Annotated in this window: 8 protein-coding genes; 7 read left to right on the forward strand and 1 reads right to left on the reverse strand. The window is 59.2% G+C overall.

What is annotated here, in order from left to right:
* Nucleotides 1-70 precede the first annotated feature (70 nt).
* Nucleotides 71-7,384 (reverse strand): YadA-like family protein, encoded by a 7,314-nt coding sequence (locus BUS06_RS22410; RefSeq protein WP_074266628.1) that lies wholly within the window; start codon nt 7,382-7,384, stop codon nt 71-73.
* 689 nt (nt 7,385-8,073) lie between these two features.
* Between BUS06_RS22410 and BUS06_RS22415 the strand changes: the two genes are divergently transcribed.
* From BUS06_RS22415 to BUS06_RS22445, 7 genes are read left to right on the forward strand one after another with little or no spacing between them, the layout of a single operon-like run.
* The gene (locus BUS06_RS22415) at nt 8,074-8,355 is read left to right on the forward strand and encodes a Flp family type IVb pilin (protein ID WP_074266629.1); all 282 of its coding nucleotides are present in this window, start codon (nt 8,074-8,076) and stop codon (nt 8,353-8,355) included.
* A gap of 25 nt (nt 8,356-8,380) precedes the next feature.
* Nucleotides 8,381-9,910 carry a pilus assembly protein TadG-related protein gene (locus tag BUS06_RS22420; RefSeq protein WP_074266630.1) on the forward strand — a complete coding sequence of 510 codons (1,530 nt, stop codon included), beginning with the start codon at nt 8,381-8,383 and terminating at the stop codon, nt 9,908-9,910.
* Nucleotides 9,907-10,794, forward strand: a complete 888-nt coding sequence (locus tag BUS06_RS22425) for a hypothetical protein (RefSeq protein ID WP_074266631.1) — start codon at nt 9,907-9,909, stop codon at nt 10,792-10,794. The genes BUS06_RS22420 and BUS06_RS22425 overlap by 4 nt, the downstream gene beginning before the upstream one ends.
* On the forward strand, nt 10,791-11,504 hold the full coding sequence (locus tag BUS06_RS22430; protein ID WP_074266632.1) for a hypothetical protein: 714 nt from the start codon (nt 10,791-10,793) through the stop codon (nt 11,502-11,504). Before BUS06_RS22425 ends, BUS06_RS22430 begins: the two co-directional genes overlap by 4 nt.
* 1 nt (nt 11,505) lies before the next feature.
* Entirely contained in the window at nt 11,506-11,712 is a 207-nt protein-coding gene (locus tag BUS06_RS22435) for a hypothetical protein (protein ID WP_074266633.1), read from the forward strand.
* Between the two features lie 21 nt (nt 11,713-11,733).
* Nucleotides 11,734-12,843: a Flp pilus assembly protein CpaB gene (cpaB, locus tag BUS06_RS22440; RefSeq protein WP_074266634.1), complete on the forward strand. Its 1,110-nt coding sequence runs from the start codon at nt 11,734-11,736 to the stop codon at nt 12,841-12,843.
* 24 nt (nt 12,844-12,867) lie between these two features.
* Complete coding sequence (locus BUS06_RS22445) at nt 12,868-14,568, forward strand: type II and III secretion system protein family protein (RefSeq protein ID WP_074266635.1); 1,701 nt, start codon at nt 12,868-12,870, stop codon at nt 14,566-14,568.
* Nucleotides 14,569-14,580: the final 12 nt, after the last annotated feature.

Consider the following 14,580-nt stretch of genomic DNA (forward strand, 5'->3'; position numbering starts at 1 on the left):
CACGGAAGCTTCCCGTGCGACCCAGACAGCTAACGTCTCGAGCTTCTATTCAAGGCCTTGGGGCCGTTGCTTAGTTGCCGAGGACGATGCCGATACCGGCGCGGACGATGGTGCTATTGCCACCCGAGGTAGACACGCCAAGGTTGTAGTTGATCGTGCCCTTCTCGTTCCAGCGCGACACACCGATACCGAGGGCCTGGAAGCCACGGTAGTTGGCAACGCCCGCGTTCAGCGTGGTACGACCCGGCAGGTACGGCGTAACGATGTTCAGCGCCGACGCCGAAGCGATACCCTTGGCCGCACTGCGGTCCACGTTCGAGATCGAGTTGTTCAGACCGCCAATGGCGTTGTTCAACTGACCGACATTGACTGCGTCGGTTGCCTGCGTACCGGCTGCGACGTTGGTGATCTGACGCTCCGCACCGGCAGAACCCACCGATACCGAGTTATCGCGATCCGTCGTCGAGTTCGAACCCAGCGCGACCGAGTTGTTGTTCGATGCCGATGCACCATCACCCAGCGCAACCGAGTGGTTACCCGTCGTCGTGGTGCGCGCGCCGATAGCAATCGCCGAATCACCCGATGCAACGGCGCCGTTACCGATCGCGATCGCGTCCGTGCCTGCGGCGGAGGCTGCGGTACCGGTCGTACCGTCTGCGGGAACGCCGATGTTGACGTATGTGTTACTCGTTCCACCGCCGGCTGCAAGGTTGTTCACCTGGCTTTCCAGACTGGAGAACTGCGAGTAGTTGACTGCATCGGTCGCGTTCGAACCGGCCGCCACGTTCGTCAACACCACTGGCGTTGCGGAGCCCACACCGCCCAGCGTCACCTGGCTCTTCGTCGAGTCGTCGTATGCCACCGCGTTCGGCGTGCCGCCACTGCCTGCGTGGTCCGCAACATACGACTGCATCTGACCGAAGTTGACCGCGTCTGTCAGATCGGTTGCTGCAGCAATGTTCTTCAACTGAGTCGGATCCCCGCCTGCGTTGAAGGTCACAGTGTTCTTCAGAGCATTGTCGTATGCGACAAACGCGTTGGTCACGTTGCCCGACGTGTCGACGTTAAGACCGGCGTCCTTCAATTGCTTGAGATTGACCGCTTCGTCGTCAGTCGTGGCGGCTGCCACATTCGCTACGGTCACAGGACCGGTCTCTGCACCCGCGCCACCAAGCGTCAGCATGTCGTGCTTCGAGGTGTCGTACACCACGCCGTTGGACGAGCCCGTAGCGGCGAGTGCAGCCACTGCGTTGATCGCCGAACCGACGTCGTTGTAGGTACCGCCTTCAATGTTGTACGACGGCTTAGTGATCTGGCCGTTCGAATTCACCGACGAATTGCCGCCTAGCGCTTGAGCCACGCTATTGGCTGTGCCGTACAGTTGCGAACCGTTGATCGCATCCCGGCTGTTCTGCGTCACCTGGCCTACTGCCACGTTGGTCAGCAAAACAGGGTTTGCACCGCTACCACCGAACGTGACCGTACTCTTCGACGTGTCGTCATACGCAACGAAAGCACCCACCACATGACCGCTGCTATCGATGTTCGCACCCAACGCCTTCAACTGCTCGACGTTCACCGCGTCGTTATTCGCCACACCATCAGCCACATTCGATACCGTCACCAGCGTCGACGCGCCTGTACCGCCAAGCGTCACCCTGTCATGAGCCGACGAATCGTACGAAACGCCGTTCGTCGAACCGCTGCTGGCCTTCGCATCGACTGCGGCCAGTGCTGCACCAACGTCGCTGTAGGTGGTGCCGTCGAGGGCGTAGGCTGGCTTCGAAAGCTTGCCGTCCGTACCCACGGTGGCGTTGCCGCCGAGGGCCGCTGCCACGCTGTTTGCCGTGTTGTACAGTTGCGAGCCATTGATTGCGTCCGTGCTGCTCGACGTGATCAAACCCGTTGCCACGTTGGTCAATGCAACCGGCGTCGACGTGCCGGTACCGCCCAGCGTCACCTTGTTATGGGACGGCGAGTCATACATGACCGAATCGGGTGATCCTCCGCCCGAAACCGCTGCGATCGCGTTATTCAGCTGCAAAACGTTGACTGCGTCAGTGTTCGCTGTACCCGCCGCGACATTGATGATCTGACGCTCTGCACCAGCGGCGCCAACCGATACCGTGTTTGCACGATCCGCGACGGATCCCGCACCCAGGGCAACGGAGTTCGCCACGCTCACGCTTGAGCCCGAGCCCAACGCCAACGAATAGGCCACGCTAATGGTGTCATCGTCATTCGCGCCGCGAACAGATGCGCCGGCACCCAGAGCCATAGCGTTTGTACCGGCAGAGCCTACAAAGCTGCCGCTACCCATTGCAACCGAATCCGAGCCATTCGTCTGGCTGTTTGAGCCCAGCGCAACTGCGTCGCTTGCTTGAGCGTTAGCCATATAGCCGATTGCCACGGCATCCGGCGCCTTGCTGCTGGTCGAAGCGCCCGCACCAATAACCGTTGTGTTCAGCGAACCTGCAACCGCGTTAGACCCTATCGCGGTCGAGCCGTCATGGAACGTCGTAGCGCCCGCGCCAATGGCCAACGAGTCGACACCCATGCCCGAAGCTTGAGGACCGATCGCCATAGCATTCATCGAGTCATCGGTGTACGTCGGTGCGGAACCCGGAGTGATATTGGAACTCACCTGGATATAGTCCGTGACCGGCGTCGCCGCCCCAACTCGGGTTGCGCCAAGGAGCGTCGACTTGACGCCACTCGTCTGCTGCGTGATTTGCTGCTGGAGCGAACTCTGCAGTGCAGTCAATTGACCGAACGTTGCAACGTCCGTTGCTGCCACCCCGTTCGCCACATTCATGATGCGGCGTTCCGAACCCTTAGAGCCGACCGAAATCGTGTTCGCTACGCTCGTCACGGAATCCGAACCCAGTGCCATCGCATCGGCAAACTGCGAACGAGCGCCCGCACCGATGGCCAACGAATTCGCTCCGCTTGCGTAGGCTCCGCCACCGATCGCGACAGCCTCTCCGCCGGTCGCGATCGCTGCGGACGAGGTCGACACGACCTTGATGTACTTCGTCGTGTCAGTAATCGTGTTGTTGATCGAACCAACGGTCGAATCTAGTGCGGTGAGCGCCGAGCCGACATCGGTGAACGTCCCGGTACTGAGGGCATACGTCGGTTTCGTGATCGAACCGTCGGTGCCATTCACACCGGCACCACCACCCAATGCAGTCGCTACACCCGTCAGTTGGCTGACGTTCACTGCGTCAGTGTTCACTTTGCCCGCAGCCACATTCGTCAGCGCAACCGGTGTGGTCGTGCCCGCACCACCCAACGTCACCTTGTCCTTCGCAGAGCTGTCGTACGAAACAAACGCGTTCGTGATGTTGCCGCTCGTGTCGATGTTTGCGCCCATTGCCTTCAGCTGCTCAACGTTCACGGCATCGGTATTCGCTTTACCGTCGGCCACGTTCGAGAGCGCCACTGGCGTCGTCGAACCGGCGCCACCCAACGTCACCTTGTTCTTCGCGGAGCTGTCGTACGAAACAAACGCATTCGTGATGTTGCCGCTCGTGTCGATGTTTGCGCCCATCGCCTTCAGCTGCTCAACATTCACAGCATCGGTATTCGCTTTACCGTCCGCCACGTTCGAGAGTGCCACTGGCGTCGTCGAACCGGCTCCGCCCAACGTCACCTTGTTCTTCGCGGAGCTGTCGTACGAAACAAACGCGTTCGTGATGTTGCCGCTCGTGTCGATGTTTGCGCCCATCGCCTTCAGCTGTTCAACGTTCACGGCATCGGTATTCGCTTTACCGTCCGCCACGTTCGAGAGTGCCACTGGCGTCGTCGAACCGGCTCCGCCCAGCGTCACCTTGTTCTTCGCGGAGCTGTCGTACGAAACAAACGCATTCGTGATATTGCCGCTTGTGTCGATGTTTGCGCCCATCGCCTTCAGCTGCTCAACGTTCACGGCATCGGTATTCGCTTTACCGTCGGCCACGTTCGAGAGTGCCACTGGCGTCGTCGAACCGGCTCCGCCCAACGTCACCTTGTTCTTCGCCGAACTGTCGTACGAAACGAATGCGTTCGTGATGTTACCGCTGGTGTCGATGTTTGCACCCATCGCCTTCAGCTGTTCAACGTTCACCGCATCGTTGTTCGCCTTGCCGTCTGCCACGTTCGACAGCGTCACCAGCCCCGTCGTGCCAGAACCGCCCAATGTGACCTTGTCGTGCGCTGACGTATCGTATTGCACCGAGTCAGGCGAAGAACCTGTGGCCACCGCCACAAGCGCCGAGGCGACGTCGTTATAAGTCTTCCCGCCGATGGTATAGGACGGCTTCGTGATCGAGCCATCGGTGCCATTCACACCCGCTCCGCCGCCCAATGCGGCGGCGACGCCGGCCAACTGGCTAACGTTCACCGCGTCGGTGCTGCTTGTACCCGATGCCATGTTGACGATTTGGCGCTGCGCCGTGCTGCTGCCAACGGAAACCGTATTCGCGCGAGTTGCGGTCGAGCCGTAACCTAGCGCGACGGAATTCGCCACGCTGACGCTAGAAGCGGTCCCCAATGCAAGCGAATACGCCACGCTGATAGTATCGTCGTCGTTGGCACCCCGAACCGTAGCGCCCGCGCCCAAAGCCATCGCACCCGTACCTGTTTTGCCCACAAACGAGCCCGTGCCCATAGCAACGGATTCCGCGCCGTTCGTCTGGCTATTCGAGCCAAGTGCTAGTGCGTCAACGCCCTGGACATTGGCGTAGTAACCAATTGCCACGCCGTTAGTCGCCTTGCTGCTAGTCGACGCGCCAGCACCCACCGTAGTTGTATTCAATGCCAATGCCGCCGCGGCAGAACCAATAGCCGTAGAGCCGGCGAGCGACGTGCCAGAGCCCGCGCCGACGGCCAACGAGCCTTGACCATCTGCGGTGGCGGTCGGACCAATCGCCATAGCGTCCATTGAATTGTCTGTATTGGTCTCGGTACCCGGAGTCACGTTCGTGCTAACTGAGATGTAACTCGTGACCGGCGGCGTCGCACCCACTGGTGTCGCACCCACCTGCGTTGCGCCCAGGAGCATCGATTTCACACCGCTCGACTGTTGTGTCTGCTGCGTGATCTGCTGTTGCAATGAAGTTTGCAGTGCGCTCAACTGACCGAACGTTGCTACGTCAGTTGCCGCTACGCCGTTCGCCACATTCATGATGCGACGCTCCGAACCTTTGGAGCCAACCGAAATCGTATTCGCGACCGTGGTGCTCGAGTCTGAGCCGATCGCCACAGAGTCTGCGAATTGTGAACGTGCGCCCGATCCGATAGCCAGCGAATTCGCCCCACTCGCGTACGATCCCCCACCAATAGCAACAGATTCCGCGCCAGTTGCGATTGCTGCGGACGATGAGGACACGACCTTGATGTACTTCGACGTATTGGTGACTTGATTGTCGAGGCCGCTGATAGCCGAATCCATCGCGCTGAGCGCGGAGCCGACGTCGTTGTACGTGGTACCTTCCAATGCGTACGCAGGTGCCGAAAGAGTGCCGTTCGCGTTGACAGCCGTACCGCCACCAAGGGCAACGGCCACGCTGTTTGCCGTACCGTACAGTTGCGAACCGTTAATCGCATCCTTGCTGCCGGACGCAACCTGGCCTGCTGCCACGTTCGTCAGGCCGACCGCAGCCGTGGCGCCCGTGCCACCCAGCGTCAGCTTGTTGTGCAGCGACGTGTCGTAAATAACCGCGTCAGCCGAACCACCGCCGGAGACACTTCCAATTGCCTGATTCAATTGTGCGACGTTCACCGCGTCGGTATCGTCAGTGCCGGCGGCCACGTTAATGATCTGTCGCTCCGCACCCGCAGAACCAATCGAAACCGCATTCTCACGATCAGCCAACGAGTTCGAACCCAGCGCTACCGAATTTTTTGCAGTCGCAACGGACGAACCGCCGATCGCCACAGACTCTGCGCCTGCCGCCGACGCATTGGCAAGCGCCGAATTGGCCTGGAAATACTTGAGGCCGCTGTTGTACATGTTCACCACAACGCTGCTCAAGTTGTTTGCAAGAGCGATGACGTTCTGATTAGTCGAGTACAACTGCCCGCCGTTGACTGCGTCAGTGCTGGTGGCCGACGAGATATCGCCAGCTGCCACGTTAGTCAACTTGACCGCAGTCGTCTCGCCGACGCCGCCGAGCGTCACCGTGTCACGGGCCGACGTGTCGTAGGTCACCACGAGAGGCGACCCGGCAATGCCATTGTTCACGATGTTGTTGACGATGTTCGTCACATTCGCAAGATTTCCGGACACGTTGGCGACGTTGTTGACAACGTTCGTCACGTTCTGGTTCGTCTGATACAGCTGCGAACCATTCACTGCATCCGTGCTCCACGCAGACGAAATATCGCCAGCCGTGAGGTTTGTGATCTTGGTGCCCTTTGCACCCTGCAGCGTAATCAGGTCAGCCGCGGAACTGTCGTACGTTACGGCGTTAGGCACTGGACCGCCGCCGCCGCTGAGGTTTGCGATCGCGGCATTCAACTGATTAACGTTCACAGCATCCGTACCAGCGGCGCCTGCGGTCACGTTGGTAATCTGTCTCGTGTACTGCGAGGTGCCGTCCGCCGACAGATATCCGACTGACACGGAGTCGCTACGACTGGCGATCGAACCTTCGCCCAGCGCGACTGAATTGGCCGCAATCGCGGCGGTGTTCGCGCCATATGCACTCGAATTTCGACCAATTGCCATCGATGCTGGCCCGGAGGCAACCGAGTTGGCTCCTGTTGCCTTTGCATCGGTAGATGGGTCGTCCGAAGGAGAGTTTGCCTGGAAGTATCGCGTGCGTTGGTACAGTTGTGAGCCATTCACCGCATCCGTGCTCGCCGTCGACAGGTCACCCGCCGCCAACCCCGTGATGTTATTGCTGCTCATGTAGACGGTATCTTGCATCGTAATGCCAGCACCACCCACCAGCACGAGGCGGCCGTCGTCATAGCCGGTCACGCGGGCACTGATTGCGTTATCGTTGAAGCCCCAGGCGCCACTAGTATCTGCACCGTTGTTCAACGAGAACGACATCCCGGCAGAACCATTGGCACCGTTGCAATTCAACGCCGAACTCGACAATATCCCCCAGGAAGAGCCGGTTCCACCTACCCCCCCTGGACATAATTCAAGGCCACCGTTACCGGTTGCAGCCTGGGCAAATGCCATGCCTGGCAACATCGCCGTGCCGATTGCCATAGCAATCGGCATAAAGGAGGCCCTCAACCGGGTTGCCGGCCGGTCCACCCCATCGACATTTGCCGAGATGGCGCGGGAGGTCGCGACTCCCGTACCGCAATGAGTTTTAGCAGTTTCGGGCGCAGCAACCCACGTTCCAGACGCGTCGTTCCAGACGCTGATATACGACTTGTTCATTTTTCTTGCATTCCCTATGTAGCTGTAGCGGGCGAGTCCCGATTGCAGTTGAATTGAGAAACCGTGGAACACGGTCGCGGCAAAAAACTGGCCGCGCTCCGCAATGGCTCGACCCAGACTTTTCACACGCGGCAAAATTTAACTGTCACACCTATCCCTAAAAATCAGGAAACACGAAACGCAGGCGGGAAATTTCCGAACAGCTGCGAGACATGTCACCGCTACCTAACGCGTCGCTTTCGATCCTGATATCCATTAGTTATAAGTACAACGAACAATTTTTTATGCGGCGCTCCATCGTGATCTCGTTGCAACGAAACACGCACGCCTGCGCCTTCCGGAATCTAGAAAATTCGGGGCTTGCACGCCTACGCCAAGTCATGCGCAGCCACCACAACCTGACAGGCCGAACCCTCGACTAGCCGCAACTCGGCGAACGATCTCACCCAACTCAAGACGCGCTCAACTCGTCAACACGCCGTATCACCCGTCACGCAGAATTCCGCCCAACACGTTCGGAAATTTCCCACTCCTACATAACCGGTACGTTCCTATACTTCGGGTCCGGCATCGTTGCGCCTGTTTTTTGAGCAGTCGTTTTCATTCCACTCCTGCTCGACACACCAAATCATTTAAAGCTGCCTCCAGGCAACATTTAATAACCGCGTTATTTATTTGAAATATAGATCATGAAAATTTCTCAAATTCGTCGCAAAAGCACACAGCTCGGTCAAGGCATGACCGAATACATCATCATCGTCGCTCTGATCGCCGTTTCGGCAATCGGTGTGTACTCGCTGTTCGGCCAAACCCTGCGCAATCAGACCGCTGGTCTCGCAGTAGAAATGTCCGGCCAGAACGCCCAGAGCAACATCACGACGTCGCAAACCAACGCGAACACCGCGACGAGCAATGCGAACCATACGAAGAACATGGGTACGTATAACGCCGACAACAACTCGGGCAACTAATCTCTTCAGATTAGCGACATCCATCATGAAACGCTCTGCCCGCAAGGGCAGGGCCAGGGTCGCCAGCGCTAGCGGGCAGGCGCTGGTCCCTGCAATGATTTTTCTTCTGGTAGGCAGTATCGGCCTCTATGTGGCGTTCAACTCGTTTCAGATGACGAGCGCCAAGATCAAGCTCCAGAATACCGCTGACGCAGCTGCCTATAGCGCAGCCGTGCTGCAGGCGCGCGACTACAATTTTTCCGCCTATACCAACCGGGCGATGGTTGCCAACCAGGTCACTGCCGCGCAACTCGTAGCACTGAAATCCTGGATCGACGAACTCGACTCTACATACAGTCCGACGGAGATCGACGATATCGTCAATGAAGGACTTGCTGACCATCCAGACAAATGGAATACGCCCAGAAACGCTGGAAAGGCGGACACCGCACCGGTGCGCGCGGCCCTGGATGCACTGCTGCCCACTGTGGAAAGAGGCATCGGCTCCATTAACCGTGCACTTAGCAATGCTCAGGTCCGCTACCATGCGGCGGTCTTCGCGGCGGTACCCAATACCGCCAATGTCATCGCTCAACAAAATCAGCCGAACACGCAGGTTACACAGGGCTACTTCGTAAGCTCGCGCAACGCGGCGCAGCTTGCTGCGTGGCGCTCCTACGCGGGTACTGTCGCCCCCGCCGGCACAAACGGCTCGGACGACTTTGCCGATGTGGTCACAGACACCCACACACTCGACGGTTTCGTTAAAAATCGCGATTCCAGCCGGAGCGTCGCACCAAATTTTCAGCAGCTGAACGATACGGCCGCGACTATCTGCGGCGCGGGCGGCACCATCACTATCAACGTTACCCATGATGGCGGCACTCAGTTGCGCAACGACAAGGCCGGCTGGGAATCGATCGATGCCAGTACCGGGCATGTGCAGATTAGCTGCATCGGCCCGATTGAGGCCTCGTCGGGGTCCGGAGGCAGCGCCAATGGCAACGTCAGCAGCTTCATGGCAAATCCACCGTTCGCTGCGTGGCAAGACTGGGCGGGCTATGGCGGTTATATCAATTTCGGTTATCAGGGAAGCTCGACACCCGGATGGCAAGTTCCGGATTCGATGGCTGAGCAGTTCAGAGACGGCCCCGGACCATCCCTTGATGCAGCGAACGGCGGCTTGCTTCCGTACGACGAGGTAAGCGGTGCGCCATTCGCCAACGCTGCTCCTCGCATCACCATCGAAGTCACGCGCAACACCAACACTCTGATTCAAACCATAGGCCTGCAAGGCGGCGGACGTATGGAAATAGACAACAACGGCGCCGGCGGCGCGATGCGCGCGCTGTCGAGCGCGCACGCCTACTTAGTTCGTCCCGATGAAACGTCGTCTGGTTCGTTTGCAGGCGGGCTGGTACACGCCAACGAATGGGCTCGTGCGGACAACAAAACCGAATACCCAAGCCTGTTCAGTCCGTACTGGCAAGCCACGCTGGCACCCGTGAGCGAAAGCGAGCGCAAAGCCGCTCAAAGCAGCCAGATGTCGGCGACACCTCAGGCTTCAAAGCAATGAAACGAATCGACGCAAAGAGGTCCGCCCAGGCTGGACAGGCGATGGCGGAATTCCTGGTTTCGATGATCGCCGTCATGAGCGTGCTGTTCCTCGGAATCGTGATGCTCGGCAAGTTCAACGACGTGCGCAACCGGACCTTGATGGGTTCGCGCTATGTGGCATGGGAACGCACGGTATGGACGGACAACGATCCATCGAAGAACTACGCCAGCGATCCTGCTACCACCGAAGGCTGGTCGACGAAGTACGGCAGTTCAGCTCTCGCAGCCTCAAAGGCTGATACGGAGATTGAGCGCGAGGTCATACAGCGATTCATGGCGGGTGACAGCACAACGCCTACGAGCGCCGACCGAACACAAACCCAGTTGCCCGCAGTCCGGCCGGCAATGTGGGACGACTACAGCGGCCAGCCGCTGCTCGCCTCTACCGGCGACGTGCTTGTCTCAACGGGCGTGAGCAACGATCCGTCGACCAGTCAGACGAGCTCCGCCAACGTACCGTTTGGATCCATACAGACCGCTGCCGGCAACGCATACGGTGCGAAGTTAAGCGTTCCGACACGCACGACGCAATTCGGCACGCTGAGCGTTTCCATCGCCCAGAACAACGAAACATTGAAACGCTTGTGGCCGAAGAACGGTTCATTGCCCGCGTTCAGCGGATTGACTTTCACGGACACAAACGTGCTGATGACCAACACCTGGGTGCCGGAAGGTACAGACAACGCGAAAGCCGTCTTTAACCCTGCGGTTCCGGCCGCCAACGCCGCGCTTGTGCCCTCGTCCACCTATATGGGGCTGCAAAAGTATGCGCCTGAGATTTCCACGCTTCAGTTCGGTCGCATCCAGCAAGACGTCGTACCTGGGAACCGTTTAAGCCCATGAAAGTTATTCCTGGTCTCGCGCGTAGCAGTTGGCTCACCTGTGCGTTGATTTCCGGCGCGGCATTCGCCGACACCGCCTGCAACAAGCAACCTGTCGAGACACGAAGCGTCGTCGCTATCGGTCGCGACATGATCGTGAACGGGGTGCCCACTTCCATCGTCGGTGTCGAGATGGCAGGAACTCCAGGTGACGTGTCTAGCGAATTCCGGGAGTTCTGGTCCCGCGAAAACGTGCGGACAAAGATTCAAACCGGCCCATCCGGACTGCTTCTAAGCGCCCTGGACGATCACTGCCTCTATGTACTGAGTATCTCGCCACAACAAAACGGTGCGCACACCCGGGGGCTCATGAGCGTGATCAGGATGGGCGGTGACGCTACAAGACATCAAGTACCCGATTCCGCCGTACCACTACCCGAAGGCGGAAAGACCGTTTCGGATATCGAAAGCCACGATCCGGGCCAAACCGGGCGCACATGGCTAGTCGAAATCTCGGGAAGTGCGCGCTGGAATGCCCAGAGATACCGCGACCTGCTGGTGACGGAAGGATGGGTAAGCGTCGGCCTTCAGCCTACGTATCAGTCGGACGGTGGCCGGATGGTCTCGAACACTGCCTTCGCCATGCAGCATGGCGTCGACAGCCTGGATGTGAGTTTTTCGGATCGCGACGGAAAGACCGCGGCGGTCATCAACGTAACAAGGAACCGTTGAGATGAATCTACCGGGAAAGGTCAATCACCCAGGGGCACCGCGCAGCCGCCAATCCGGTCAGGCCTATGCCGAGTACCTCGTGGTTACCGCCGCGCTTGCCGGTCTCCTGCTAATGGAGGCGGGCGACACGATGTCCCCGATTGCCGCGCTCATCGCCGGCTTTAAATCGTTCTTTAGTGCTTATAGCTTCGCTCTTTCGTTGCCCTGATCCGGCAAGGATCAATTTGTCATGTTGAAAAAAATCAATTTTCGCTCGCTCCTCGGGAATTCCTGGGTTCTGCTCACGTTGGCTGTACTGGTCGCAGGTGGCCTGACTTTCCTGCTGTACAAGTATTTGACTGACCGTGAGAACAAGCTCAAAGCCGACATCACGGCTCATCGTGCGCGGGCTGGCGTCGAGGTGGTTGTGCCCGCACAGGATGTTCCCGTCGGCACGCCGCTAACAAGCAACGACTTCGTCTCGAGGGAAATCGACTCGGACATGGTGTACGACGACATGATCCGCGTTGACGACTTCCCCAAGTACCGCGCTTCTCATCTGGTCAAGGCCGTGCGTCGTGGCCTGCCGTTACGCGCCGGCGACATTGACGCGCTGCGCGGGCGCGACTTCTCCGACATTCTGCCTGCCGGCCAGCGCGCCGTAACGGTCGAAATCGACACGGTCAACTCGACTGCACTGATGGTGCGTCCAGGCAATCGAGTCGACGTCTATTGGGTAGGCAAGATCTACCACGAGGGTCAGGCATCCGACGAGAAGAAGATGGCTCAGCTGATCATGCCGGATGTGCTGGTGCTCGCTACCGGCCAGGACATGAGGGCGCGCGATGCGGGCGAGGCCGCCGGGCCTGACCAGGCCAACGCCAACAGCAGCGCGATGAGCAGGCAGGAAGGCATGGGTTTCACAACCGTCACGCTGCAGGTGCCGGTGGATGAAGTTGCGCGTGTGGCTCTTGCGCAAAAGATTGGCGGACTCCGCCTGATTTTGCGAAACGCAGACGACAAGGGCGCAGATGGCCCCGCGCTGGTCAAGGAAAGCGACGTGTTCATGGACCCTGACCGGACCACGACGAACGGCGCCACCAGCGTTCCGGGTGTCGAGGTGATCACGGGTGGTGGCGTAAGCAGCACGGTGCTGACGCCTCAAGGCTCGTCCTCCGCCGCTCAAGATACGCAGAAGCCCAACCCGATGCCGTCAAATGCGACGCAGCCGACTTCCAGCGCGCTCGCCGACCCAGCGGCCGCCGCCGCAAGCCATCAGCCGAGCCTCTACGAGCAGGCCAACGCGATCGCCCAACAACTGCAGAAAGCCGCTGACCGCAGCACGTCGAAGCAGAATTAAAGTAAAGAGCACAGGTTTCGAATCATGAAAGTCAACAACAACGCGTCGGTGTTGCGCCACCGGGTTCTGCCATCCGTTCTCATCGGCCTCCTCTTGTGCAATGCCGCGCCCGCGGCGCTTGCACAGGCTGCTCTATCGTCCGTCAACGACACCGCGGCCGCCAACAGCCGTGTGCTCGAAATGTTCCGCGGCGAGGTGCGCATTTTGCATCTGCCCGGCACCATCAAGCGTATCGCGATTGGCAACGGCAAACTGATTACCGCCAATGTGGTCGACGGTAGTCTGATGTTGCTTGGCGAACAAGATGGCGTCACGTCGCTCGTCGTCTGGAACGAAAAGGGCATCGCGCTGCAAACCACCGTGCGTATCGCGAAAGCTGAAGTGAATGCGTCGATGGAGCAGTTGCGTGCCGTGCTGAAATCGGTGACGGGGTTACGCATCGACGCGATTGGTTCGAACATCGTGCTGTCGGGCGTCGTCCATCGCGATATGGTGTCGATCGTCAAGGCGGCAACGCAAGACATGAAGAACGTGATCGATACCACGACGGTCGATGAAGGGGACGCGCTCAAGAAGACCATCCACTTCAAGGTGCAGATCATGGAGGTCACCCGAAATGCGCAGAAGAACCTTGGCATCGCATGGGACAGCAGCTTCAATGGGCCGCAAGTAGGCGGAGCGACCAGCGTTGCGACCGGCGCCGCAAAGGCCGTCACGGCGGGAACCACTTACTTCCTCGCCGGTCTCGCCTCCAATATCACCTCGCAGATTAACTTCGCCGTCGACAATGGCGATGCCTATCTCCTCGCAGCGCCCGAACTGAACACCAAGAGCGGCGGTACCGCAAGTTTTCTCGCGGGCGGGGAAGTCCCCATTCCGCAATCCGGCGCACTCGGCACCACCAATGTCGAGTACAAGCCGTACGGTGTCAAGCTGAGCATCATTCCCGTCGTCGATACGAATAACGTTATCTCCGCGCATCTGACAACCGAAATTAGCCAGATCGATCCTACGGTGACCTACGCCGGCATGCCTGGATTTTTGACCCGCAGCACGACCTCCGATATTTCGATGCGTGCAGGCGAAACACTCGCCATCTCGGGTCTCGTCAGTTCGGACGCGGTCAATGACAGCAACGGCATGCCGTTCCTCGGCCAGTTGCCGATCATCGGCCATCTGTTCCGCTCGGACAGCTTCCGCGCGAAGAAAAGCGATCTGGTGATTTTCGTCACGCCAGTTATTTCGGACCCGGAACTGAGTCCAAATGCAGATCTTCTCGCGCGCGCTGACAATGTAGATCAGCGGTATCGCAAGGAGTATGGCAATCCGAATCCGTTGATCGCAGATAAGGAGGAGGCCTCGCATATGCCCGCACCGCGTCAGGCCATCGAGCCTACGTCTGCGCTCCTTCCCGCGCCGGTCCGCAGCACCGACGCGGTTGTTGCCCCCGTCCCCGCTACGCATTCTTTCCCGGCAAGCAGCACGCCAACTCAAAAGGCACCGGCCACGACCGCGGCTCCGGCGCCCACTCCAACTCCCGCTCCGGCTCCGGCTCCAGTCACAACAGGCGTACCGCCCGCAGGCGTCGCCGAGGCGTTACGCATGTTGAGCGCCGCTCAACATCCACCGGGTTCCCCAGCTAGCGTCCCGAACGGCACCCAACCGGCGACCAACGGCAAAGTCCCTCCGCAACAGGTCGGCGTGCTCGGTAGCTCAGGCAATTAACCGGACGATCCG

It is taken from the genome of Paraburkholderia phenazinium (assembly GCF_900141745.1).
GTDB classification, from domain to species: Bacteria; Pseudomonadota; Gammaproteobacteria; order Burkholderiales; family Burkholderiaceae; genus Paraburkholderia; species Paraburkholderia phenazinium_B.